This window comes from candidate division KSB1 bacterium, assembly GCA_034505495.1.
GTDB lineage: Bacteria > Zhuqueibacterota > Zhuqueibacteria > Residuimicrobiales > Krinioviventaceae > Fontimicrobium_A.
Genome location: JAPDQV010000001.1, coordinates 100,739 through 126,991, shown reverse-complemented (window position 1 = coordinate 126,991; position 26,253 = coordinate 100,739). Strand labels below are relative to the sequence as shown.

20 protein-coding genes and 1 tRNA gene are annotated in these 26,253 nt (G+C 46.1%); 12 read left to right on the top strand and 9 right to left on the bottom strand.

All coding sequences use genetic code 11. The features are described from left to right. Positions 1-138: 138 nt before the first annotated feature. The gene (locus tag ONB24_00475; protein ID MDZ7314573.1) at positions 139-1,398 is read right to left on the bottom strand and encodes a permease; all 1,260 of its coding nucleotides are present in this window, start codon (positions 1,396-1,398) and stop codon (positions 139-141) included. A gap of 157 nt (positions 1,399-1,555) precedes the next feature. Here ONB24_00475 and ONB24_00470 point away from each other — a divergent pair, with 157 nt between their 5' ends. From ONB24_00470 to ONB24_00460, 3 genes are read left to right on the top strand one after another with little or no spacing between them, the layout of a single operon-like run. Continuing rightward, positions 1,556-2,170: an L-threonylcarbamoyladenylate synthase gene (locus ONB24_00470; GenBank protein ID MDZ7314572.1), complete on the top strand. Its 615-nt coding sequence runs from the start codon at positions 1,556-1,558 to the stop codon at positions 2,168-2,170. After that, positions 2,167-4,401 (top strand): TonB-dependent receptor, encoded by a 2,235-nt coding sequence (locus tag ONB24_00465; protein ID MDZ7314571.1) that lies wholly within the window; start codon positions 2,167-2,169, stop codon positions 4,399-4,401. The genes ONB24_00470 and ONB24_00465 overlap by 4 nt, the downstream gene beginning before the upstream one ends. After that, positions 4,391-5,122 carry a DUF4249 domain-containing protein gene (locus ONB24_00460; protein ID MDZ7314570.1) on the top strand — a complete coding sequence of 244 codons (732 nt, stop codon included), beginning with the start codon at positions 4,391-4,393 and terminating at the stop codon, positions 5,120-5,122. Before ONB24_00465 ends, ONB24_00460 begins: the two co-directional genes overlap by 11 nt. Positions 5,123-5,163: 41 nt before the next feature. Here ONB24_00460 and ONB24_00455 read toward each other — a convergent pair. Further along, positions 5,164-5,236 (bottom strand) — tRNA-Phe (locus ONB24_00455). Between the two features lie 344 nt (positions 5,237-5,580). On the opposite strand from ONB24_00455, the gene ONB24_00450 reads away from it, so the two are divergent. The 6 genes from ONB24_00450 to ONB24_00425 all read left to right on the top strand — a co-directional run bounded on the left by ONB24_00450 (position 5,581) and on the right by ONB24_00425 (position 15,739). Next, positions 5,581-6,486 carry a proline dehydrogenase family protein gene (locus ONB24_00450; GenBank protein MDZ7314569.1) on the top strand — a complete coding sequence of 302 codons (906 nt, stop codon included), beginning with the start codon at positions 5,581-5,583 and terminating at the stop codon, positions 6,484-6,486. A 31-nt stretch (positions 6,487-6,517) separates the two neighbouring features. Continuing rightward, positions 6,518-8,527 (top strand): NAD-dependent DNA ligase LigA, encoded by a 2,010-nt coding sequence (gene ligA / locus ONB24_00445; protein ID MDZ7314568.1) that lies wholly within the window; start codon positions 6,518-6,520, stop codon positions 8,525-8,527. After that, positions 8,524-9,327 (top strand): M48 family metalloprotease, encoded by an 804-nt coding sequence (locus tag ONB24_00440; GenBank protein MDZ7314567.1) that lies wholly within the window; start codon positions 8,524-8,526, stop codon positions 9,325-9,327. Before ligA ends, ONB24_00440 begins: the two co-directional genes overlap by 4 nt. Before the next feature lie 176 nt (positions 9,328-9,503). Further along, positions 9,504-11,315 (top strand): carboxypeptidase-like regulatory domain-containing protein, encoded by a 1,812-nt coding sequence (locus ONB24_00435; protein MDZ7314566.1) that lies wholly within the window; start codon positions 9,504-9,506, stop codon positions 11,313-11,315. Between the two features lie 332 nt (positions 11,316-11,647). Beyond that, positions 11,648-12,655, top strand: coding sequence for a T9SS type A sorting domain-containing protein (locus tag ONB24_00430; protein MDZ7314565.1), 1,008 nt, complete (start codon positions 11,648-11,650; stop codon positions 12,653-12,655). A gap of 9 nt (positions 12,656-12,664) precedes the next feature. Beyond that, on the top strand, positions 12,665-15,739 hold the full coding sequence (locus ONB24_00425; GenBank protein ID MDZ7314564.1) for a CotH kinase family protein: 3,075 nt from the start codon (positions 12,665-12,667) through the stop codon (positions 15,737-15,739). A gap of 265 nt (positions 15,740-16,004) precedes the next feature. Here ONB24_00425 and ONB24_00420 read toward each other — a convergent pair whose 3' ends face one another. From ONB24_00420 to ONB24_00410, 3 genes are read right to left on the bottom strand one after another with little or no spacing between them, the layout of a single operon-like run. Then, on the bottom strand, positions 16,005-16,436 hold the full coding sequence (locus tag ONB24_00420) for an SxtJ family membrane protein (protein MDZ7314563.1): 432 nt from the start codon (positions 16,434-16,436) through the stop codon (positions 16,005-16,007). Beyond that, positions 16,423-18,237, bottom strand: coding sequence for a carbamoyltransferase (locus ONB24_00415; protein ID MDZ7314562.1), 1,815 nt, complete (start codon positions 18,235-18,237; stop codon positions 16,423-16,425). Before ONB24_00415 ends, ONB24_00420 begins: the two co-directional genes overlap by 14 nt. A 3-nt stretch (positions 18,238-18,240) precedes the next feature. Then, positions 18,241-18,948 carry an HAD family hydrolase gene (locus ONB24_00410; GenBank protein ID MDZ7314561.1) on the bottom strand — a complete coding sequence of 236 codons (708 nt, stop codon included), beginning with the start codon at positions 18,946-18,948 and terminating at the stop codon, positions 18,241-18,243. A 310-nt stretch (positions 18,949-19,258) separates the two neighbouring features. On the opposite strand from ONB24_00410, the gene ONB24_00405 reads away from it, so the two are divergent. Further along, positions 19,259-19,630: a hypothetical protein gene (locus ONB24_00405; GenBank protein MDZ7314560.1), complete on the top strand. Its 372-nt coding sequence runs from the start codon at positions 19,259-19,261 to the stop codon at positions 19,628-19,630. Between the two features lie 14 nt (positions 19,631-19,644). Continuing rightward, positions 19,645-20,244, top strand: coding sequence for an NUDIX hydrolase (locus ONB24_00400; GenBank protein ID MDZ7314559.1), 600 nt, complete (start codon positions 19,645-19,647; stop codon positions 20,242-20,244). Between the two features lie 53 nt (positions 20,245-20,297). Here the strand turns inward: ONB24_00400 and ONB24_00395 are convergent, their stop codons facing one another. After that, entirely contained in the window at positions 20,298-22,742 is a 2,445-nt protein-coding gene (locus ONB24_00395) for a glycosyl transferase (GenBank protein MDZ7314558.1), read from the bottom strand. Positions 22,743-22,819: 77 nt separating this feature from the next. Then, a complete protein-coding gene (locus ONB24_00390) occupies positions 22,820-23,146 on the bottom strand; it encodes a hypothetical protein (GenBank protein MDZ7314557.1) in 327 nt (108 codons plus the stop codon). A gap of 126 nt (positions 23,147-23,272) precedes the next feature. Between ONB24_00390 and ONB24_00385 the strand changes: the two genes are divergently transcribed. Next, positions 23,273-23,479, top strand: a complete 207-nt coding sequence (locus ONB24_00385; protein MDZ7314556.1) for a hypothetical protein — start codon at positions 23,273-23,275, stop codon at positions 23,477-23,479. A 43-nt stretch (positions 23,480-23,522) separates the two neighbouring features. Here the strand turns inward: ONB24_00385 and fabL are convergent, their stop codons facing one another. Next, entirely contained in the window at positions 23,523-24,287 is a 765-nt protein-coding gene (gene fabL, locus ONB24_00380) for an enoyl-[acyl-carrier-protein] reductase FabL (GenBank protein MDZ7314555.1), read from the bottom strand. Continuing rightward, a complete protein-coding gene (locus ONB24_00375) occupies positions 24,287-26,215 on the bottom strand; it encodes a M1 family aminopeptidase (protein MDZ7314554.1) in 1,929 nt (642 codons plus the stop codon). Before ONB24_00375 ends, fabL begins: the two co-directional genes overlap by 1 nt. Positions 26,216-26,253 lie beyond the last annotated feature (38 nt).

The window sequence follows — 26,253 nt, the reverse complement described above, 5'->3', positions numbered from 1 at the left end:
ACCCATCTGCTCAAATGAAAGACGGCTTTTTTACTTTAAGTAAATCTGATGGATTCTGCAATAAAAAATTCCGGCTGATACAAAAAAGGCTGTTCGATCGAACAGCCTATAGCAGAAACGGTTCAAAGTCTGATTTGTTCAGGTCGTTTTCGGCTCATATCCGGCATCGCGTATCGCTTCAAAAACCAGCGACAAGTCCAGTTGATCGGTGTGAACCAGTTCGACTTTTTTCGTCGCCAAATCGATTCGCGCCCGATCAACACCATCGACGCTTTCAACGGCTTTTTTGACGTGCGCAACACAGTTGTTGCAGGTCATATCAGGCACAAAGAAAATCGATGTCATTTCACCTTTCTCCTTTATAGGAGGTTCTTCACGCTTTTTTATGCGATTTGCAAGCGGCGCCGCAAGCAGGAGAAGCAAAATGACGGCTGCAGAAATCGCGCTCAGCGTCGGCGGCAGCAGAGCATGATGATGATGGTGGAGAAAGGAAGCCGATAGATTGTAGTGATTCCAGATAAAATCCAATCCTAAACCCAATACAATGCTGCTGACGATGATGCCGCTTAGGTAAACCGCTGTGGTCTTTTTCCCGAGAAATTTAGAGATCACGGTAATCGTCACCGAATTGGTGGCCGGGCCGGCCAGCAGAAAGACAAATGCGGCTCCAGGATTCAGTCCTTTCATCATGAGGGCCGCAGCAATCGGAATTGAACCGGTGGCGCATACGTAAAGCGGTACGGCGATCAAAAGCATCAAAAGCATGTTGACGAGGCCATTCCCTCCGGCCTGTCTGAAAAAGTCATCAGGGATGAAATAAGTTATCACGCCGCCGATGAGAATGCCTATGATCAGCCATTTGCTGATTTCGGAAATCAATTCAACGAATCCGTAGTGTATAACCCGAAAAATTCTTTTAGAGAAAGCCATCGAATCTGCAGCAGTTTGCAGTGCATTAAGCGGCAATGCATCCTTTTCCTTCAGCTTTAGAAAACCTGCAAGACTGCCGGTAAAAATGGCGGCTATAAAGGAAGCCAAAACGCGATAAAGGGCGAAAAAGGGGCCCATAAGCGAGTATGTGGCCGCAATTGAATCGACTCCTGTAGTAGGGGTGGCAATCAAAAAAGAAAGTACCGGCGCACGGCCGGCACCTGCCTTACGCAGGGCGACGGTCGGCGGAATGACGCCGCAGGAACAGAGCGGCAAGGGAATTCCTAAAACCGCCGCCTTGATCACCGATGCAAAATTGTTTTTTCCGAGATGGCGGGCTATTTTTTCCGTTGTTATGAATTCATGGAGTATTCCGGCAACCAGAAACCCAAGAAGAAGATACGGCGCCATCTCCTGCAGCAGAGCAAACGAGCTCTTTAATATTCCGTACAGCATACTGAAGAACATGATGATATCACCTCACTTGTATATGGAAAAACAGAACAAATTCCAGAATGCAGGAATTCCTTTTTAATTTTTTAACTTGGAAATCTCGTCGATATGCGCTTATTTTAGAAGCTGCCGAAAAATGCATTCCGGCGCGCCCAGGCCTCCAAGGAGAGAAATGGTTCGCCTCTACGTTCACCCGGACAATCCGCAATCGCGATACATCGACAGGGCCGTTAAGGTTTTGAACGACGGCGGTCTGATTATTTATCCGACTGATACCGTTTACGGCCTTGGGTGCGATTTAATGAATAGACGCTCTGTTGAACGCATTTATCAAATCAAAGGGGTTAGCAAAAAGGCGCGACTCAGCTTTATCTGCCCGGACTTGAAAGATATCGCCAAATATGCGCATGTATCGAATCCTGCTTACAAAATTATGCGTCGCCTGTTACCGGGGCCTTATACTTTTATTTTGGAAGCTACGCGTGCCGTTCCCAAGATACTGACGGAAAAACGCAGTACGGTCGGTATTCGTGTGCCGGATCATGCGGTTTGCCATGATCTGGTGCGCGCCTTCGGCCGGCCAATTATCAGCACCAGCGCCGCTCTTACGGAAGGTAAGTATTTGACTGATCCGGACGAGATTGCCGAAGTCTTTGCGCATCTGGTTGATCTTTTTTTAGACTGCGACACTGGGGGATCCGAACCCTCGACGGTTATTGATTTGACGCAAGACGAGCCGATTGTCGTTCGTAAAGGAAAAGGCTATCGAGACGATCTGTTTCTATGAGAATTACATCAACCTTGTTCGTGCTGTTCATCGCTCCACTTTTTGCCGCAACGAGTAATGATGGAGCCGTCAGCGGCTTTGTTCGCGATGCCCGCAACGGCGAATTCATGCCCTACGTCAATGTTTTTCTCGACGGAACTTCTTTGGGCACGACAACCAACGATCGCGGCTACTTTGTCATCAACCGAATTCCCGCAGGTCAGTACACGCTCGTACTCTCGATGATCGGCTATGAGCGCAAAGAAGAGCCTATCATCGTTAAGCCCGGCGAGACCCTCAAACGGAATTTTCTCCTGACGCCGCAAGTGATCGAGGTCGAGGAGATTATCAAAACCGCCGAGAGAGAGAGGTTCGAGCGCGAAGTGCAGGTTTCGACCACCACCATCTCGGCGCGGCAGTTGAGCACTCTGCCTTCCGTGGCCGAGGCGGACGTCTTTCGTACTCTGCAGCTGCTGCCGGGAGTCGTCAGCCGCACCGACTTTTCCAGTCAGCTCTATGTTCGCGGCGGGAGTCCGGATCAAAACCTCGTGCTGTTGGACGGCGTAACGGTTTATAATCCCTTTCATCTCTTGGGACTTTTCAGCATGTTCAACGCCGATGCGGTCAAGCAGATCGATTTTATCGCAGGCGGATTCCCGGCCGAATATGGGGGACGGCTTTCGTCTGTTCTCAGCATAACCAACAAAGAAGGAAATTCCCAACACTTTGAGGGCCACGCCAACATCAGCCTGCTTTCAGCCCGCGCCGCAGTAGAGGGACCGCTTCCGCGCGGTTCGTTTCTCTTTTCCGGCCGCAGAACCTATTTCGACCAGGTATTTAAAGGAACGCGCTACGATTTTCCTTACTACTTTTACGACTTGCAGGGCAAAATCAATTTCGACCTCAACGAAAATCATCGCTTAACGCTCAGCGGATTTTTCGGCGATGATCGCTTGGATTATCTTCTTGATTCCGATGAAGATATTACTTTGGATCTCTACTGGCTGTGGGGAAACCGTACCACAAGCCTTTATTGGCGATGGGTTATGCATCCCAACCTCTATTCCGAGACCCGATTGACGCGCAGCAAATTTAACCTCGAGCTGGATCTCGGCTTGACGAACGAAAACACTGCATCCTTGCAGCTAAAGAACGGCATTCAGGACTACAGCGCCGACCTGTCATTCTCTTTCTTCGGCTTTAAAAACCATTCGTTCAAATTCGGTCTGCAGCAGACATTCTATGATTTTCTCTACTCCTTTACGATCGACAAAACCCCTCTTTTCGACTATCACCGTAGACCGTATCTCTCCTCGCTTTACGTGCAGGATGAATGGCAAAGCGGCAGATGGTCCCTGCGGGCCGGCGCACGCATCGAACACTATTCGTACGGCAAAAGAACAACCTTTTCCCCGCGCTTTGGAGCCAAATACCGCCTAACGCACAATTTCGCTCTTAAAAGTTCATTGGGAATTTATCATCAATTCCTCACTACGTCTGCAAGCGACAATCAAAATTATCAATTTATCGACTTGTGGTTTCCGCTCTCGGCGAATTTTCTCCCTTTACGATCCGAACACCTCGTATTAGGCCTTGAATGGCTGCTTCCGTTCGATTTGACCATGACTCTTGAGGGCTATTATAAAACCATGCACAATCTGCTGGAATTGAACGAGTTCGGCAGCGCTGCAGATGAAACCGACGACTTTTTCGTCGGCGACGGCGAGGCTTATGGGACGGAGTTTATGGCTAAAAAATCCGTCGGTCGAGTGACCGGGTGGACAAGCTACTCTTTTTCCGTCACTCGGCGCCGCATCGGCGGTCTCGTCTATTATCCTAAACACGACCGGCGCCACAACATTAATGCCGCCCTTTCTGTCGATTTGGGCAAAAACTGGCTCCTGGGTGTTGTTTTTTCGTACGGTTCCGGTCTGCCTTATACACCGGTGCTGGGCAAATATGCCCACTATGAATGGGATTTTGCCCGCAATCAATATGATTACGAGGTTTATAATCGACTGGGCAAAAAGAACTCGTATCGTTATCCAGACTATCATCGACTTGATATAAGCCTGCGCAGACCTTTCGAGGCCTTCGGCGTGCAATGTAATCCTTATCTGCAGATCGTAAATGCTTACAATCGCAAAAATGTTTTTTTATATTTCTGGGATCATGATGCCAATCCGTCGAAACAGATCACTATCCCGATGTTTCCCGTTTTGCCGACATTCGGGATTGAATTTGATTTCTAAAAAGCTGCTGGCGACCGCTTTACCGGCGGCATTGATCTGGATGTCTTGTAATGACCTTCCCCAGGCTCCTAATATTGATTATGAGCCCGAAATCAACGTCTTTGGTCTGCTCATTTTGAACAACAACCAAAAAAATGTGAAATTGGAGAGGTCTTATCGGGTAACCGACTATTTCCCCTCTGCTCCCAACCGCGCCGTAACCGACGCCCGCGTCATCGTACGTTCCAACGATCAGGAAGTGGAATTCAAGCACCTGTTTGAGGGAAATTACGGCGACATACAAGACAAGCTGACTTTGAAAGCAGGGTATGTCTATCAGTTGGACGTCACTTTGGCGGACGGCCGAAAAATCTTTGCCGAAACAACCATGCCGAGTAAACCGCAAATCCTTACCCCTAATAAAGGCGACACGCTTCCGGCTTTTCAGATGCTTAGCGTCAAATGGCAGCCGGCTCTGTTTGCCCGTGCCTACGCCGTAACCGTCTACGCTCCGACCGGCGACTTTGAAATGACCGTCTATTCGGAAGATACAGAATTGACTTTTTTCGGCTTTCTTTTTGCGGCCCCTGATCGTTACACCCTCAAGGTAAGCGCATTGGACGAAAATTTATACGACTATTTTCGATCCCGCAGGAATCGGGATCCCTTGCTGCACATCGAAGGCGCAATCGGGGTTTTCGGCTCCATGGCTTACCAAGCCGTACAATTTGATGCAAAATAAAAAAGCCTCATCGCGATTGCAATGAGGCTTATTAATTTAGGTGGCGCCTCCCAGAATCGAACTGGGGACACACGGATTTTCAGTCCGTTGCTCTACCGACTGAGCTAAAGCGCCGACCGTTAAGACTTTCAAAATTAGTTAGTTTTAGCCTTAAAGTCAAGAAAAATGTTGCCTCCGGCAGTTCAAAGACCGTTTAAATGAATATATACTTTGCCCTTTCCCGTCATCTTTTTTCATTCCAATCTCTAATACATTAATTGGTGAAAATTTATTCATAACCGGCCGAGTTCCCTTTTTTCTACTTTTACCTTCGAAAACCGAAAAATCCAAGTCTGCTTGCAGCTTTTTTCAATTTCAATCATTCTGATCTTCTTGACATTCGAAAAAAATTCGACTATTTTCGGCTGCTGAATAAAATCTCATGGGGAATAATCGGATTTCAATAGCGAGGCGCCGCCATGAACTTTTTGAATCGGATGGTAATCTTTTTTATGCCTTTGGTCCCCAAACCGATCGTCCATATCTTTTCCCGTCGTTATGTGGCCGGAAGCACGCTCGAAGACGGCGTGCGTGTGGTGCGTTCTCTTAATCAGGACGGCATTCTTGCGACGATGGATGTTCTTGGAGAAAGTACCCGAAATCGCCAAGATGCCGAAGCAGCTGTTGCAGAATATATCCGCGTACTGCATACTATTCGCGAGCAAGGATTGGACTGCAACATTTCTCTCAAACCGACGCAACTCGGCCTGCTGATCGACGAGACGTTTTGTTTGAATAATATTCGTCGGATCGTAAGTGAAGCGGCGCAACTCGGCAATTTTGTCCGTATCGACATGGAGGATTCCTCGTGTACAACCGCCACGCTTGCCATTTATGATCAGCTGCGCCGTGAGTACGGCAACGTCGGCGTGGCTATTCAGGCCTATCTGCGCCGTTCCCATGATGATCTTTTGTCACTCGTTCAACGACCGGCAAATTTCCGCATCTGCAAAGGAATTTACGTTGAGAAGCGACGCATTGCATTTAAAGATCCGCAAATTATCAACGACAATTTTGTTTTGCTTTTAGAGACGGCGATCAAGCATGGCGCTTATGTGGGCATAGCCACGCACGATGAACGTCTCGTTTGGCACGCGCTTCGCCTAATCGAGGCCTATTCCCTTCGCCGCGATCAATACGAGTTTCAGATGCTTTTGGGTGTGGATGAGGAGCTACGGCGTATTATCGTTTCCGCAGGGCATCGCCTGCGCGTCTATGTGCCTTTCGGAAGACAGTGGTATGCCTATTGTATGAGAAGAATGAAGGAAAACCCCAAAATTGCTCTGTACGTCATCAAGGCGCTATTTACTAAAAGTAAAGCTTGAAACTTTCGGGGAAAAGTGAGGAGCTTTGCCTATGATAAAAGATCCGATCCTCGCGCGCATAGAGGAATTGCGCAGATTGATCGAGTATCATAATCATCGTTATTATGTCTTAGATAGTCCAGAAATCACCGACGCGGAATACGACCGCCTGATGCATGAGCTCATCGAGTTGGAGAAACAACATCCGGAATATTATTCGCCGGATTCACCAACGCAGCGGGTCGGGGGACAACGTGCGGATGCCTTTGCACCGGTACGTCACTCTATACCGATGCTGAGCCTGGACAATGCTCTCGACGAAGCAGAAATGGCCGACTTTGACCAGCGGACAAGGCAGGCTTTAGGCCTATCGGTCGTCGAATATGTTTGCGAGCCTAAATTGGACGGCTTGGCTGTTGAATTGGTCTATGAAAACGGCCGCCTGCAGACCGCATCGACGCGCGGAGACGGCACAGTAGGAGAAAACGTCACGCAGAACATCCGCACCATTCGCAGCATTCCTTTGGTGCTGCATGGAAAGGGGGCGGAGCTGCCTTTATTGGAGGTGCGCGGAGAGGTCATTCTCGGCACGCGTGCGTTTGAACAGCTCAATCGCGAGCGCGCTGAACGGGGAGAACCTCTCTTTGCCAATCCGCGCAATGCCGCAGCCGGCTCTCTCCGTCAGCTGGATCCTGCAGTCACCGCTGAGCGACCGCTTGACATGTTCTGCTACGGCGTCGGACGCTTTGAGGGAATCGAAATCACCTCACAGTGGCAGCTGCTGCAGCTCTATAAAGAATGGGGACTCAAAGTCAATCCCTTTATTCGCCTTTGTAAAGGACTTGCGGAGGTTAGAGCTTATCATACTGAAATGTTGGAACGCCGTCCTGCTCTGCCGTACGAAATCGACGGCATAGTGGTCAAAGTCAATTCTTTTGCTCAACAGGCCGAGCTGGGTATCAAGACCAAGAGTCCTCGCTGGGCCATTGCCTACAAATTTCCCGCTCGTCAGGAAACAACGCAGGTTCTGGACATTATCGTCCAGGTGGGCAGAACCGGCGCCCTGACGCCGGTTGCGGTTATGAAGCCGGTGCGCATCGGCGGCGTTGAAGTCAGCCGCGCCACCCTGCACAATCAGGATGAAATCGACCGTAAAGACGTACGAATCGGCGACTGGGTGGTCGTACAGCGGGCTGGCGATGTGATTCCTGAAATCGTGCAGGTAATCACTTCTCGCCGCACCGGCGCGGAGAAAAAGTTCATTATTCCCTCACAATGTCCGGTATGCGGCAGTGAAACCGTCCGCCTGGAAGGCGAGGCAGTACAACGCTGCATCAATTCTTCATGTCCTGCACAGGTGCGGGAGCGAGTGGTCCATTTTGCTTCCAAGAATGCTATGGATATTGAGGGGCTCGGGGAAAAGGTTGTTAATCAACTGTTCGATGCCGCCCTCATTCGCGACGCGGCAGATCTCTATTATCTCAAAAAAGAGCAGTTGCTCAAACTGGAAAGATTCGGGGAAAAATCTGCCGAAAATCTGCTGAGAGCCATTGAAGCGTCTAAAGATCGACCGCTCGACAGAGTTCTTTTTGCTTTTGGTATCCGATTGGTGGGCGAACACGTCGCCAAGGTTTTGGCGCGCGCGTTTGGCACAATAGACCGTCTTTCTTCTGCCTCCTACGCTGAGCTGCAGAGCATTTATGAGATTGGGCCTCAGGTAGCTGAAAGTGTGGTCGACTTTTTTGCATCGCCGCAGAACCAGGACTTTATTCGCCGCTTAAAGGAAGCAGGAGTCAAGATGACGCCTTTACAGGCGGAAAGCGGTGAAAAACCTTTAGCGGGAAAAACGATTGTATTTACCGGTGTGCTCAAAACTTTGTCTCGCAAAGAAGCGGAAGAACTAGCGGAGCGACTCGGCGCCCATGCTGCCTCTTCGGTCAGCAAAAAAACGGACTTTGTCGTTGCCGGAGAAGAAGCAGGATCCAAACTGGCGAAAGCGCAAGAATTGGGTGTGCCGATTCTCACAGAAGAGGAATTTCTGAAAATAGCCGGGCAAAGATGAAGAGTTTAATTTCAGTCCTGCTGATCATCCTTCTTGCCGGCTTTATAAATAAAGATAGGGCGGCAGCGAAGGATCGTCAAAACGGCACCCTGCCGTTCGTCAGCATCGAAGAAGAGTTGGCATTGGGCGACGATCTCGCCTCCTTTTCTATTCAACATCTCAAAATTATCCGCAATCGCACCATTGAGCGTTATTTAACCGATCTGGCAGCCAGGATAGGCGCTGTCTCCCATTGGTCCGGCCTTAATTATACCGTCTTTGTCATCAACGAAAAGGATATCAACCATTTTTCTTTGCCGGGAGGAAATATTTATATTTTTCGCGGATTGTTGGAATCCTGCAGTTCCTCTGAAGTTGCCGCCGTTCTGGCACATGAAATTGCGCACCTTTCGATGCGCGACGGAGTTTCGAGATTGGCGGAAAAGTACAGTTATGCCGTCGCTGCACAACAGCTTTTGGGAAATAATCCGGAAATTGCAGCCCATATTATCCAATCGCTCTATACACGTGACACGATTCTGGATTATCCTGCAGAAAAAGAGTTTACTGCAGACCGGCTGGCGCTGGAATATCTCGAAAAAGCCGAACTCGATCCAGCTGCCCTTCCGGTGCTGCTTCGACGGCTGATAAAGCTGGAAAAGTCTGATCCACAGCGTTTTGCCCTCCTTCTTGTCACCCATCCCCCGACTAAAAAGCGGCTGAAAAATTTGCAGCATAAGAAATCGCTACATCAATCTGTTGCAACGGATGAACTCTACTTTCAAAACATTCGATTAATTCTCGAACGTCTCCCGTATTGATCCTTCCGCCTGCCCATTGCCGGCCTTTAAATTGCATCTCCATTTTCAACAAGAAAAACGCCTCAAGTTAAACAAAGAGCTTTTGCCTTAAGTAACCGAAAATGCTTTCTAATTAAAAGTTTTTCTCGTGAACTTTAAAATAATATAACTCATTGTTTTTACGTAATGAGGAATCTATGAAAATTCGGCTGTACACATTGATGATTTTGATTGTTTGTTCTGTCGCTCATTCGGTAACCTTTGTTAGATTTGATCAAAATGAAAAGCTCGAAGTGAAGAATTTGCCGACCCATGTAACAATATGTTTCGACGTTGGCTCAATCGGTAACACTGCTTATTGTGAAATTTTTCATGACGTAAACCGAAACGGACGCATTGACTTTGACGAACCACGCGTCTTTTTCCATACTTTCGTCGACGGCCTTGGGACTATTATTGACGGCGATTCGAGAATCGATGCAATTCCCGGCGATGAAACGCTTGCAGACGGCTTCGTAAAAGCATCAATTTATTTTGATAAAAGGTGGAATCCTGGATGCAGACAAAGCTGGATTGTCAAAATTACCGACAGCGATAAAAGTTTTGCCACAGCATTTATTGATTGGAATCTTCCTCAAGGGACAAGCGGTGTCTATGGAAAGGTATGCGATGAAGCAACCGGTAAACCGATTTCAGGAGTTGTTATAAAATTTGTCAGCGAATCCATACCGCCGGCCTGCTATCGTGCCGTAACGGACCAAAACGGCTTTTATTCAATTTCACTGCCGCAAGCTGATTATTTTGTCGACCTCAATGCTGATTGCAAACCATGCTCTCAACGCGTCGGCGTAGACAAATTTTCCGAATTGAATTTTTTCATCAAGCCTTATGATACATTTTTTTCCGGCAAGGTTTATTTGGATAATGACATACCCGCTTCAGGAATCGCCGTAATAGCGAAGAAAAAAGACAGCGGGCAGCTTTTTCAAGGTGTTACTGATGAAAAAGGCGAGTTTGTCCTCGGCATCGAACCCGGCGATTACGTCGTCGACATTGATCAGACCAATGACAAACTCTCAAGCATTTACATGCCGGAATTATATTCTGCAATGCCATCCCAATTTACTTTTCGCGCCGAGAAAGGTGAAATCGTTGCGCAAAATTTCCACTTTTTACTCAGCACGCAGTCCAGTTCGAGAATCTTCACCTGCAACAAGGCCGAGGAAAACGATGCGCCGGCTAAAGTTGTATGTTGGGCTGACTCCGAAAAACTCCAAAAATTTTATCATAGCCTTTCAAATGCAGATGCCGGCTATGCATTGGGTATGGGCAACGCTTCGCTCGTCAGGCTTTTCGCGCAAAACGAAGGCGGTTCTTCTCTAGTTCCACTGCCAAATCCAAACCGGAGGATCGATCACAACGCATCTCATACTTTAAACTTTGCCGCCGAGACATCCCTTATGACGCTTCGGGGGAAGGTCCTGGATGAGCGCGGTAAACCGTTAGTCGGAGTTTGGATTGTAGCCAGGCATGCATGGGAAAACTCACCTGCGGCGCATTTGATTACCCGCTCCAACGATCGAGGAGAATATGCCTTAAATATATCGCTGGAAGGTGATTGGCGCATCGGCGTATTTTCACAAAGCATGAGCGCTTTGCCGGCTATTTACTACAAGTATGTGGCCAAAGGTATACGCTGCGAACCGCTCAATTTTGTTTTAAGTCGAAAAAATGTATTTTTGGCGGGTGATGAGCGCATGTTGGAACCAACGCCGCTTTCTGTCATGTCCAGAGCATCAGCCTATCGATCAAAACCAATCGGCTATGAATTGCCGAAAATGGATTCCGCCAAGGCAGATATACCGATCTTGGACGACAAAGAATTGGTCAAGTTGATCGACAGCCAAATGTCACAAGGATTTCATTCAATCGTCTGGGACGGCCAAGATGAAAAAAGCCGGCTTATTATGGAGAAGGTCAATCCTTCCCGCCTATTAAACGGAGAATAAGTCGCAACATTGCCTATCAGTAGGGAATCAACACTATATTTTCGAAACTTCTGTCTTCCATCGCGCTTGGAGACGCAGGTTTCTATTACGGAAAAGCATATTCGATTCTAGCGGGGTCAAAAGTTTCTATTTTTGCCTTCCCCAATTACGATATCATCGATTTTCCCAGCTTAAAAAACGACATAACGATTTTTCAGCTTTCTCAACATAAATGATTTTTCAAGCAGGAGATTTATTAGCCGATTCATCAGTTTTTTGTTGACTTGGCGGAAAAAATTTTTAAAATTTGATTAACAATTTCTTAACAAAATGAATTATTTGAGAGGTGCGCGATGAAAAAGAGCTACAGAGTTGTCCTGACGATGTTGGCTTTTCTTTCGGCTTTTGTCTATGCACAAGATGAGAAAAAGGTTAAAATCTTGCTCGTAACCAACGAGACCTGGGGAGAGGGTGATAGCGCGATTTTGGATCGAATGCAATCCCAAGGCTATGACGTGCTGACCGGATTGGATTCTGATGTTGATTCCACGTGGGCGGATGGAATGGATTTGGTGTATGTTTCTTCTACCGTTTCCTCTTCAAAGGTAACGAACAAATTCAAAAACGTTGCGGTGCCGGTGATTATGATCGAGCCTTACGCTCAGGACGATATGGGTATGACGCTGGACACCGACGCGATGCGGCACTTTCAGCCCAAACAACGACCGATTGTTATTCGCGCCGAAGGTCATTTTCTGGCTGCCGGCTTAACCGGCGAAGTCGAGCCTTTTGACTTTTACGAAATCCAAAGTGGTCAAGGTTATCCAAGTGAAGAAGGAGTAGTAATTGCTGAATATGTCCCCGTTCCTGGCGACGAAGAAATCGCAACGATTATTTACGGCGCCATATACTGCTATGAAAAGGGTGCAGTGATGGCGGACGGCACCGAAGCAGCGGAGCGTCGTTATTTTGCCGGTTGGAACGATAACGGCGCCGCATATTTCAACGAAATAGGTTGGAAGCTTTGGCAGGCTTCCATTGACTGGTGCCTTTATAAAGACAAAGACCAAACCAAAGCCGAAAAACCCGCTGTACCCATGGGTATGGCTTTGCATCAAAACTATCCCAACCCCTTCAACCCAACGACCTCAATCGAATTTGAGCTTCCCTTTGCCGGCCGAGTTCAGCTCGCATTGTTCGATCTAAACGGCAGAAAAGTAGCTGAATTAGTAAATGATCACCTTCCTGCCGGAGCTCATAGAGTGGTCTTTGATGCTTCAGCTTTATCTGCCGGCGTCTATGTCTATGAGCTGACAGCCGATAATCACAAACTGAACAGAAAAATGACATTACTTAAATAACAGGTTGATTTGCAGAAATTAGAATTGTTTTTTCAAGGTTTATCAAACTGGTCAGGGCGCCTTGAGGCGCCCTTTTTTCATTCAAAAGATATGAATATGAATTTAAATCGATTTTATTTTTTCGCTTTTCTCTTATTGACGACGGTTCAGGCGCAATATCCGATACTCAATGAGGTTTTATCATTTAATACTTTGACGGTTAAAGATGAAGACGGAGATTATACGGATTGGATTGAGCTCTATAACCCTTCCAATTCGTCTATCTCTCTGTCAAATTATTTCCTTTCTGATGATGTAAAAATTCCATCAAAATGGGTTTTCCCCAAAATCACTCTTCCGTCAGGCAGTTTTCTTTTGGTTTATGCCTCGGGAAAAGACCGCAGAAATGGCATACTGCACACAAATTTCAAGATTTCTTCCAAAGGTGAAACGCTCTTTTTGTTTTCACCGACAGGACAATTGCTCGACAGTGTTTCCGTACCAGCCCTTGCAGCCGATCAATCGTATGGCAGGTTCAGTGACCGCTGGTCTATAACCGCAACTCCGACTCCGGGTATGCCTAACTCTGACCCTTTGTCGCAACTGTCTCATGTAGTACCGGACTTTTCCCCTGCTTCAGGTTTTTACGCTCATCCTATAGAGGTTTCAATAAGCGTTCCTGAACCTTTTTCAATTATCTTTACGATGGACGGCTCTCTTCCTCACCTCGGCGCATCGATCTATCAGAATCGTCTCAAGGTGACCAAAACAACGGTCATTAGAGCGCGCGTCAAAGACAAGGAGGGGAGACTAGGACCAGTAGTTACTCAAAGCTATTTCATTTCGCCAAAATTAGGCCTGCCGGTTGTCTCGTTAAGCACGCATCCGGCAAATCTGTTTGATGCAGATATTGGTATCTATGTAGAAGGTAACGGAACCAAGCTCGGCGGTTATCCTGATAATCCCGTACAGCCACCGGCCAATTATTGGGAAGACTGGGAGCGTCCCGTTCACATTGAGCTTTTTGAACCGGACGGCCGTTTAGGTTTCAGCATTGATGCCGGCGTCAGAATGTTTGGAAAAACAAGCCGAAAATTGCCGCAAAAGTCCTTTGCGGTCTTTATACGCCGTGCCTATGGCATTGAAGAGCTGCATTATCCTTTATTTCCCGATTATCCGATTTGCCGTTTCAAGTCGTTTTTGCTTCGCAACGGCGGGAGCGATAACACACACAATGAAGGCGGCGTGCAGTTTCGCGACGGATTGGCTGCTCGTCTATTGTACGGGATTGATCTTGAGTTCCAGGCTTATCGGCCGTGTCATCTTTATATCAACGGCGATTATTGGGGAATTTATAATCTTCGCGAAAAAATCAATGAACACTATCTTGCCGAACATTATGGTGTAGATCCTGATAAAATCGATCTTCTCGACGATTATCATCGTCTTTATCCCTTGGCTGTCCAAGGCGATGCAACACATTTCAACGCTTTAATAGATTTTCTCAAGGGCCATTCTCTTTCCATACAAAAAAACGCCGACTATGTTGCCGAGATAATAGATGTAAAGAACTATTTGACTTACATGGCAGTCCAGATTATCTTAGCCAACCACGACGGTCCTGGGCACAACTGTAAATTTTGGCGCCCTAATTCTGAGCCGGGCTTATATCGTTGGATTCTATACGATGTAGACCACAGCTTCGGACTGCGATTATTCGTTCCAAATTATCATTATGCGCCCGAAGACGGCTACCGGGACAACACGCTCGCTTATTACCGAGAGGAGAATGGTCCTTCCTGGCCGAACCCTCCGGAGTCTACCTTTTTATTCCGAAAAATTCTCGAAAATCAAGGTTTTCGCGAGATGTTTATCAATTATCTTGCCGATTTGTTGAATACCCGCTTTTCACCGGATTCCTCTCTGGCAATTTTTAAATCCGTTCAAAGTACATTGGAACCCGAAATTGATCGGCATTTACAGAGATGGGGTGGTCAAAAAACACAGTGGATGAAAAATTGCGATGTTGTAAAAAAATTTTTGCAGCTGAGAAGAAATTACCTTTTTGACCATGTTCTGCATGAGTTTAAATTGAGCGGAGCGTCCGAACTGCAGCTGCGCATTGAGCCGCCGCAAAGCGGCAGTATTAGCCTTAATTCATTAACTATTAATGTTCCATCTTGGAAAGGTCTTTATTTTCATGATGTGGCGCTTTCTTTGCGCGCATCGGCTTTACCTGGTTATCGATTTTCTTCATGGAATGGAATTGATGAATCCTCGTCAGTTTTAATTAGTCTCGATAGAGATTCCGTTTTGACTGCCTTTTTCGTTAAGGATGAAACAATTCCTTATTTGATTATCAATGAAATTAATTACAACTCTCCTCCTTATCTAAACGCCGAGGACTGGATTGAGCTTTATAATCCTCAAGACCGTACGATCGATATCTCCTTTTGGAAGCTGACTGACTTTAAAAGCGATTTCTCTTTTCCTTCAGGTTGTTGCATTGGACCGTATCAGTATCTCGTCGTCTGCAGAAATCAGGCTTCTTTTCAAACAATATGGGGAAAAAATTTCGCTTCCCTTGGAGATTTGCCTTTTGGTTTGAGCAGTAAAGGAGACTTTATTGCTTTATTGGACGATAAAGGCAACTTGATAGATTCCCTACGCTTCGGCAGTGTTTGGCCATGGCCCGCGGCAGCAAACGGAAAGGGAGCTACTTTGGCGCTGCGTTATCCTTGGTTAGATAACTCTAAAGCGGAAAATTGGTTTGCTTCTTATAACGGTGGTACACCCGGTTTTCCAAATACCATTCGCGGAGAAATCGACGCTGAACAACAAGAATGCCTACCTTTGAGTTTATCTGTATATCCTAACCCAATGAATAGCTCTGCAACGATTTATATCAAAGGAAAGACAACACAAAAATGCTTTATTACAATAACGGATCTATTGGGAAGAAAAATAAAAGATCTTTATGAAGGGGAAATAGATGAAACTTTATTGCTAAATTGGAAACCCTTTTATTTACCTTCAGGTATCTATTTTGTTATTCTTTCCACGAAAGAAGAAAAAAGAATGCAGAAGATACTAATTATCAGATAGCAAAATAATATTTAAAAAATTTAATAGTAATGGTCGTTGAAATGTTGAAAATTGATTCTATAAAAGCTAATTATAATAAGAACAAGAAGGATATATTTAAGTTTTAAACAGCTCACCGTGAATACGATGTGTAAAAACACCGGTCAATAGAGTTTTGTTAATAAAAAAGACTATACCGTTTTATTCAGAAAGAGTTATTCACTTTTTTACAACACATTTTCCAGAATAATTAGCGGAAATGTGGAAGTATATGTGGAAAAATCATTCAAAATTGCTTTTGAAAATCTTTCTGGGGATCATGAAGTTTTGATGACCAATATGTCGAAGCATCTTTATTGAAGCGACGGTTAAGGGGATCTTTGCCGAAGAGCTTCATTAGAAAAGAGATAGGTGTAATAACAACAAAAAAAACAATAGTAAGCAGCAGTCGAGACATAATCCAGCCGAGAAGAAGCGACAGGATTATCCAGACTGAAAAAAGAGGTTTAAGTAAAGAAGGAAAAAAGCGCGCAAATAGTGCAAATAAAAGTGACGGCGTAAAGAAAATAAGGGAACGCTGGGGAACTTTACCTAAAATAACAATCGCAATGCCTAAAAGTGACAAAATGACTGCGAATAAATAGCCGAAAGAGGCTGACTTTGCCGGTGACTTTTCCAACCGACGATAATCAGTATAAATATCTTCAATCAAGCTCATATAATTTTCTCCAATCAACGCTTTCTTGAAGCGGCGGTTGTTCTTTTTTGTCAAGAATAAAATTGCCTATAACCAAATAGTCTATTTGAGTGCGCATAAAGCATAAATAGGCATCGTGGGGCGTACAAACAATCGGCTCGCCTCTAACATTAAAGGATGTATTGACAAGGACCGCGCATCCGGTTCGTTCATAAAAGTGCTTCAAAAGTTCATAGAAACGGCCGTGAAGAGGAGAGACAGTTTGTATGCGTGCCGAGTAATCGACATGCGTAACAGCCGGAATGTCCGAGCGGATCACATTCAGTTTATCTATTCCCCAAAGTTTTCTTTCTTCATCTGTCATCGGACGCTGCCTTTCTTTGCGCACTTGAGCCGTCAGCAGCATGTAGGGGCTCGGACGGTCCAATTCAAAATAATCGGAAACATATTCTTCAAGAACAGAAGGAGCGAAGGGGCGAAAGCCTTCTCGAAACTTGATTTTGAGATTCATCTTGGCCTGCATTTGCGGATGACGGGCATCACCGAGAATGGAACGACACCCCAGCGCCCGCGGACCAAATTCCATACGGCCCTGAAACCACCCGATGATATTTCCTTTTTCAATCAGCTCTGCAGCTGTCTCCAACAATTCTTGATCGGCAAAATACCGGTAAGGAATAGCGTTGCTTTCAAGAAACGATTTGATTTCGTCATTTTGGTATTCCGGTCCAAGTAGACTGGCTTGCTGAAAATCGTGTTGATCGTCGGCTTCTCTTGGATTCTTTTCGATCTGGTACCAGGCAAACAGTGCGGCACCCAAAGCACCGCCTGCATCCCCGGCAGCCGGTTGAATCCAAATATCTTTGTAGGGACCTTCGCGGAGAATGCGGCCGTTGGCCACGCAGTTCAAAGCAACGCCGCCTGCAAGGCATAAATAGCGCTCACCAGTTTGACGATGAACATGCTTTGCCGCGCGCAGCATGATTTCTTCCGTCACTTCCTGAATCGAACGCGCCAAATCCATTTCTTTTTGCGTTAGAAGGGTCTCCGGTTTGCGCGGTGGGCCTCCGAACAGCCTATGAAAACGGTCATTCGTCATCGTCAACCCGGCGCAATAGTCGAAAAAGTCCATATTTAATCTAAAAGATCCGTCCTCTTTAAGATCAATCAAATGCTCTAGGATCGTCTGCACATACTTGGGTTCTCCGTAGGGAGCAAGCCCCATGACTTTATATTCGCCGGAATTGACTTTGAATCCTGTATAATAAGTAAAAGCAGAATAAAGAAGCCCAAGAGAATGGGGAAAGTGGAGCTCCGAATCGATCCGAATGCTATTGTCGATACCGACACCGAACGAGGAAGTGGCCCACTCGCCGACGCCGTCCATGGTGAGAAATGCAGCGCGGCGAAATGGAGATGGGAAAAAAGCCGAAGCCGCGTGCGATTCGTGATGCTCCGGAAAAACAATAATGCCGTCGAAATCTAATTCCTTACGGATTAAATCAGGAATCCACAGCTTTTTCTTTAACCAAAGCGGCAGGGCCATCAAATAAGAGCGCAGACCCCGAGGAGCATAGGACAAGTAAGTTTCAAGAATTCTTTCGAATTTCAAAAATGGCTTATCGTAAAAAGAAATGATGTCAATATCATCGATCGACAGGCCGCCATAGTCCAGACAAAACCGTATGGCTCGGCGTGGAAAATCTGAGTCATGTTTCTTCCGGGAAAATCGTTCTTCCTGAGCGGCAGCTTTAATGACTCCATTCTGAACGAGACATGCGGCGCTGTCGTGATAAAAGCAGGAGATGCCGAGAATGTTCATCGTTTACCTATTGCTAAACTTTAAAGAATTTTCCAGCTGATAATCTTCAGGTACCGTTGCAAATTCGTTCAATAAAGTCTGCAGATCCATCGGAGAATCAGCAACGCAATCACACAGTTTCATGAGCTCTTCCTGGTTCGATGCATAACCCCATTTAGCAAGACAGCAAAACATACCGGAGGCGCGGGCAGCCAAGATATCGTTGTCCGTATCACCGATCATCAAGGCACGTTTCGTAGGAACTCGTAAAGTTCTACAGGCATGCAGCAAAAGATCCGGAGCAGGTTTTGGTTCTTTAACGTGATCGCGCGTAAAAACGGCGTCGAACCATTTTGAAAAATGTAGTTTTTCAGCCAGCGGCATTACTTCATTTAAAGATTTATTTGTTGCGATCGCCAACTTGTATTTTCCATTGAGCTGATTTAGAATCTGCGGAACACCTGGAAAGAAATCGGCAAACACGCCATTATAGCGTTTGTAGTTTTCGGAAAGAAGAGCGGTGAATTCACCGGCTCTATGTAAAGAATTTTTCGGAAGAAGAATTCTGACAAATTCCTCCGGGCCGGGACCGATCGCCCGTTTGCTGGTGGCAAGAGATACTTGGGGTAAACCCATTTTCTGAAGAGTATCATTGATGCTTTGATGAACTTCAAAAGCCGTATCTACCAGCGTACCGTCCAAATCGAAAATAATCAGCTCGACCAGAATCACCTCCTTTTTTCAAATGTACAAAAAAGCGCTCAGCAATTCAACTCGAAGAAAAAGATGCTGTTTTTTAATTATGGCAAAATAGCAAAAGATTCCTTAGTTTTAATATGCCGCATAAAAAGCATGAGAAGATATGGAAAATTCTAACCTTTTCGATTTGCAATCCGTAAATTTTTATCGGTCAACGCGCGTTTGTAAGTCCTATCTGCAAATGATCAACCTGTTATCGTTGTTACAAGTTTCCATTTTCTTGATCGTTTCTACTCTAGTCTTTCTTTTCGGCGACGAAAAGTGCGCCTATTTTAAGGATCTGTTGATCGATTTTCGCCCGCTGATTTTCTGGCTTCTCTTTATCGTCGGAATTTTACTTATAAATCAATCGAGAATCCTTTTTATTTTGTTTAAAGAGGAATCGGAAGTTATAACCAAAATCTACGAATCTTTCGGAAAGAGTGGGAAATGGGAAGCTGTCGCTCAAACAATAGTTCCCACAAAAGCGGATTTCCTCCGTATTACAAGTGTAAGGCAAGCGTTTTTTACGGCAAATATCGTAACTCTTTCTTTATTGAATGCGATTTGTTTAATTGCGGCGCTTGTTTTTTCCCACATGCACATGGCCGTTTGTCTTGCTTTGGGCGCTGCCTTTTTCGTTCTGCAGTTCCTGTTTTGCAAAATTAAATATTAAAGGAATGTTTGTCCATGAAAGTCAACATCAAAGAGCGAAAGATCGCGCATGACGGCTTTTTAAAAGTCGAAACCGTTTTGCTTCGATATGAAAAATTCGACGGCAAAATGAGCGATTGGGTTGTGCGCGAAAATTGCCTGCGCTGTGATTCTGCCGCCGCGTTGGTGTATGACATCAACATCAAACGCATGGTTTTTGTCAAACAATTTCGCTATCCGGTTTATGCCGTATCGCCGGAGGATGCCTGGATGTTAGAGATTCCCGCCGGTGCAATCGATGAAGGAGAAGATCCAAAAGATGCCATGATGCGGGAGCTGCAGGAAGAAATTCATCTTAACGTGCGCAAAGAGGATGTGGTTTTTATTGGAAAATATTTTTCGAGTCCGGGAGGATCATCCGAGAGGATCTTTCTCTATTCCGTTGAATGCGATTTGGCGGAATACGGTTATCAATACGGCGGATCGTTGGCGGAACATGAGGATATACAAATCGTCGTGCTGCCGTTTCAACAAGTCTATGAAGCGCTGACGGAAGAAAAAATTGTCGACGGAAAAACAATCATGGCGCTTTTGTGGCTCGAAAAGCAGCTTTCCAAATATTACTTTGGGGTATAAGCCATAAAAAGCCGCGGTCAAATTTAACCGCGGCTTTTTCTCAACCGACTTGATCAACAACCCATAATAACCCGCACGTTGACTTGATCGCCGCCCATATCCAGCGGAATGAGATTCCCATCTATCTTTTGGCCGTCTACCCAAAGTTCACGGATGCCCTTGTTCACGCCGTCCGGGTTCTCAACGGTGATGAAATAAAGCTTTCCCCGAAAACGCCGCTGAGCTTTGAATCCCTTCCAATGCTTTGGAATGCAGGGATCAATGTGAAGGCCTTTAAAATGAGGACGAATTCCCAAAATGTATTGGGTAATGGCAACAAACGACCAGGAAGCCGTTCCGGTCAGCCAGCTGTTTTTGCCCTCGCCGGGAGTTGGAGCGTCTCTGCCCGCCGTCATCTGACTGTAGACATACGGCTCCACGCGATAAATGTCAATTTGCTCATCCTTGGCGGAGGGACAAATGCTCATGTAATACTCGAAAGCCTGGTCGCCGCGACCGATCAAGGTCTCGGCAATTTGGATCCAAGTGTTGTTGTGGGTAAAAATTCCGGCGTTTTCTTTGTAGCCGGGAGGATACGAAGATATCTCTCCCAAATGGAGATGATAAGTTTGATAAGCCGGTTGCTGGAGAATGATGCCGTTTTTTGTGGCCAAATACTTGTTGACGCTGTTCAACGCCTTTTCGGCAAAGCCGTTATCCAAACCAATACCGCCGAGAATACACCACCCTTGGCTTTCGATAAAAATTTTGCCCTCTTCGTTCTCTTTAGATCCAATCTTGCGGCCAAAGGCATCATAAGCGCGCAGAAACCATTCGCCGTCCCAGCCGTGCGCAAGCACAGTCTGCTTCATTTCCTCACCGGCCTGCAGGATTTGTTGAGAACGCTCAGAGTTGCCGAGAAGAGCATAAATCTCTGCAAGCTCTCGGCAAGCGGCGCAAAACAGACCTGCAATCATCACCGATTCGGCTGTGTCGCTTTTAGCAGCGTCACCGGCAAGCTGAAAGCTTTCGCCGGGTTCCTCAGAAAAGCAGTTGAGATTAAGGCAATCATTCCAATCCGCATGACCGATCAACGGCAGACTATGAGGTCCGCGGTGCTTCAAAGTATAATCGATTGAAATCTGCAGATGGTCCAGCAGGGTGGCGCTTTTATCGATCGTATCGGCATAGCCGATCTTTTCATGAAGAATGGTAAAGTCGCCGGTCTCTTTTAAGTAGGCCGATGTAGAAAGAATAAGCCAAAGAGGATCATCGTTAAAGCCGCTGCCTGCGAGAGTGTTACCTTTTTTGGTCAGCGGCTGATACTGATGATAACAGGTTCCATCGGACAGCTGAGTAGCGGCCAAATCAAGAATTCGCTCGCGCGCCCGCTCGGGTATCATGTGCACAAAGCCGAGAATATCCTGATTGCTGTCGCGATACCCCATGCCGCGCCCGATGCCGGATTCAAAGAGCGAGGCGGAACGCGACATATTGAATGTGACCATACACTGATATTGATTCCACATATTTACCATGCGGTTGACGTGCGGATTCTCGGTTTCTACGCCAAAATTGGAAAAGAGTCGTTTCCAGTATTCTTTGAGTTCAAGGAACGCCGCATCGATGCGGTCATTGCCGCAATACTTTTCCTTTACCTTATAAAAAGGCTCCTTATTAATGACGTGCGGCTTGATAAACTTTTTATCACGCTCGTTTTCCGCATAACCAAGCAGGAATTGAAATCTTTTCTGCTCGCCCGGATTTAAATTTAAATCAATCTGTAGCGCACCAACCGGCGCCCAACCGTAAGCGATGCTGTTGCGACAGGCACCCGCAAGGACAACTTGAGGTTCATGCAGGCCGTTGTGCAAACCAACGAACTGATCGCGGCTGCTGTCAAAACCGCTAACCGGGATAGACGATGCAAAATAGGCAAAATGATTGCGCCGTTCCCTATACTCTGTTTTATGAAAAATCGCATCGTTCTCTACTTCGACTTGGCCGGTGGAAAAATTTCTTTGAAAGTTGGTCTGATCGTCCCATGCATCCCACAAGCACCATTCAACGAATCCCCATAAGCGAACGGTTTTGGGACGGTCAGAAAGGTTACGCACCTTGACATCCCATATTTCCAAAGTATCCTCGGGAGGTATGAAAAAGGTTATTTCCGCGCCGAGTTGATTTTTTTGCCCACGAATGATCGTATGACCGGCACCATGACGGCATTCGTAATAGTCCAATGAAGTTTTTAACGGCTTCCACATGGGATTCCATAACAAGTCGCCGTCTTTGATGTAAAGATAGCGTCCGTTGGAATCAAAAGGCACATTATTATAGCGATAACGCGTCAATCGGCGCATACGGGCATCTTTGTAGAAACAGTAACCGCCTGCAGTGTTTGAGATGATGCCGAAAAAATCTTGTACGCCGAGATAGTTGATCCATGGAAGCGGTGTATCCGGGCGCGTAATTACAAAATGTCGATTCTCGTCGTCGAAATGGCCGTAAATGCTCATAGTCCTCCCTTGAAAAAATTAAGGCTCAAAATTATTAAAAAATATAAAAAAATCTGTTGAATTAAAAGCCAAAAAAGCTACAGAATGAAAAAGAGCACCAATGCCGAAGAAAAGGGGATCAGCAAGTTATCAGTCCCAAATGGTGAAACCGCTTCAGAAAAAGCGGCAACTACAGATGCAACAATCGATGCAAAAATAATTTTTGCAGGGGGAAAGGAAGCCGCTGAATAAAGAGAAGAGAGTAATAGAGTTACCGAAAGTGCGGCAAAGCTGACAACAAAAAACGCGATAGAACCTTCAAGCGTTTTTTTATGGCCGAAAATTGTATATCTGCGTTTTCCTTTTTTGTAACCGATGAGGGCTGCAAAAGCGTCGCCCCATGTCAATACCATGGTCGAAGCCATGGCAATCGGCAGCCGATGCGTATGCGGCGCATTTCGCCAAAAGAGGAGAAAAAGAGTAAAAATTGAAAAAGCAAAGTAAACGGTTCCCAAGGAAGAATCAGCTCCATCCATTAAGGAAAATGTTTTTTGGCGATGGAAAAAATAGTTCAAGAAAATAAATGTAAAAAAGGGCAGAACGCCGATGTGCCAATTTTCAAAGAGCAATACAGTCGGCCAAACCCACATACCGGCCCCGATATGGATCAGCTTGCGCGTGACAAATGGACTCCATCCGCGGCTTTTTCCAATTTTTTCCATGCTGATGAGCAACGACAATGCATAAAGGTAGGATAAAATCAGTGCCGCTAAATCCATTCGAGTCATAACAATCTCGCTGTTAGGCCAAAATAGAGTAACCGCCGTCGACAACGATGGTTTGTCCTTGAATTTGGCGGGCAAACGGGCTGCAGAGAAAGAGCACGGCATCCGCCACATCCTCAGGGGTGGTCAGGCGCCCTGTAGGTGTTCGTCGCGCCGATTCAGAGAGGAGTTGGTCACGATTGGGAAAATGCTTAAGAGCGTCCGTATCTACGACTCCGGCAGAAACCGCATTGACTCGGATGTTCAGCGGCGCCAGCTCTATGGCCAAGTGACGGATCAGGGACTCCAGAGCCGCCTTGGATGCGCCGACCGCCGCATAGTTTGGAATCGCGCGAACAGAACCCAAACTGGAGACGGCAATAATGTAACCGCCGTTCTTCATCAGCGGCACGCACTGTTGCGCCAAAGGCAGCATGGTGCCGGCGTTAATGTCCATGGTCCAGCGCCAATGGTGCGGCGTCAACTCCAGAGCAGGTTTAAGCACGCCAGAAGCCGCATTGCTGACCAGAATATCCAGTCCGCCGAATGTTTCGCGTATTTGTTGCATCATGTCATAAATGTTTTCCGGCTCGCCGACATTAGCGCGTATTGCCACGCCTTTCACGCCTTCACGTTCGATAAGAGCCAACGTCTCATCTGCTGCCGTTCGTTGACGGAGATAATTGATGGCTACATTGGCACCTGCCTGAGCCAAACGAACCGCAATGGCTCTACCAATTCCTCGCGATCCGCCGGTAACCAGCGCAGTTTTGCCCTCTAGAGAAAGTGACAGATTTTTCATCAATTCCTCAATGATTTATCCAAAACAATGATCTTGCTGACACAGCTTTTTTGCGGAGCGACAAGTCTAATATAGTAAATCCCGGCCGAAACGAACTTGCCTTGTTCATCAAGCCCATCCCAACTTACGGAATACACGCCGGAAAAAAGTCTGTCACGAAAAAGACTTTTAACCTTTCTTCCCAGAGAATTGTAGACAACTATTTCCACATCTGCGGGGGAATGAACCGTTGGCACTCTGTAGGTTAACGTTGTCCGCATGCCGCGTTCAAAGGGATTTGGATAGGCGGCAGAAAGGAAAAAGGAATCAGGCGTTTTTGCAAAAGACTCGACAGTCTGTACCGCAGTAACGGTTTTCAATACTTTTTCAAAAGGATCAATTTTGACTATCAACGGTTTTTCGGACAGCAATACGAAATAGGTATTTTTCTTTTGATTTACAGGCAAAGTAACAAGTTCCGAATCTTTTTCGCTGACAAACAAAATTTCCAGAGGAAATTCAAAAGGATAAAGATCAAACTGCTTTTGCGTGATTTCCAAAGAGATATGCTGCTGCAAAGGAAGAGATTCGACGCTGTAAGTGATATCCAATTGCGGATAGCCAGGCTGAAATACCCATTGCTCGAAGAAGTGCTGTAGATTCATGTCGGTTTCTTTTTCAAAAACGTCGATGAGATCCCACGTAGAGGCATTGCCGTAAGCAAACCGTCCCCCATAAGCACGAAGGGCGCGAAAAAAAGCATCATCGCCGACCAGGTTGCGGAGCATGTGAAGCACCCAAGCACCCTTCTGGTAAACGGTAGCTCCCCATAGGTAACTTGGATTGTAGAGTGAAAAATGTCCTCTCCTGGCAGCCTCATCAAAATAACGCTCGGCAAGATTTTTCATATAAGAAATCAAATAGTTTTTGCCATATATTTGCTCATAATACAGAGCTTCACAATAGGTGGCAAATCCTTCATTCAGCCAAATATCCTTCCAGTCGGCGCAGGTAACAAAATTTCCCCACCAGTGATGTGCCAACTCATGTGCCACGATGTATTCATATCGCCGATCGCCGGTAATTAATGAACTGGAAAAAGAGGTCATCGTCTGATGTTCCATAGCTCCGCGCAAATCCGGTGCCTCGATCATGCTGTAACGGGAAAACGGATAAGGTAAAAAGAGCTTTTCAAATACCGAAAGCATTAGAGGTAAATTGGTAAAATCTTCTTTTGCCTTTTCAACTTTGGCGGGAAAAACATGATACTGCAAGAGTAAGGGCTTTCCGGAAAGAGACTGGTAGGGAATATCGACCGTTTCATAGTTGCCGACGGCAAAAGCAATCAAGTAAGGGGCAATTGGATGATCTTCTCGCCAATGATAAATATTTTTTTCACCCTGTTTCGACTTTTCAACAAGCATCCCGTTCGATATAGCCTGAAGAGGAACAGGGACGGTAAGGCGCATGTCTAAAACTGCTTTATCGTAGGGAACATCGTGAGAGGGCATCCAATAGCGAAGCATGGAAGGGGGATCGGAATATATGCCTTGACCGACGCTAAACGCGTAATCGGATCCAAAAAATACGCCGCCGAAGCCGTCGTTTTGCGGTGAGCCGAAATAATCGACGGTCACGATCAAAGTATCGGCTTGAGCAGGATGTTCAATAAACAGTTTTCCTGAGGAATAGACAAACTGCGCTTGGGATCCGTTGACCGTTACCGAAGTAACCATCATCGATCGAAGATCCAGAATAAGGGGGTAAGAGGGATTAATAACGGCTTTAATTACTGCTCTACCATATAGCATTTTTTGCGGCGGAATGATTTCAAGGGAAAGATCATAATGGATGATGTCTATCCCATCAGAAGAAAAATTTGCCCCATCGGCAAACGAAAAGGAAACGGCCGCATAAGAAAAAAGCAATACAGCAAAAATACTTTTCATGAATCCGGATACTTTAGCTGAGTAAAAACCAGAACAGC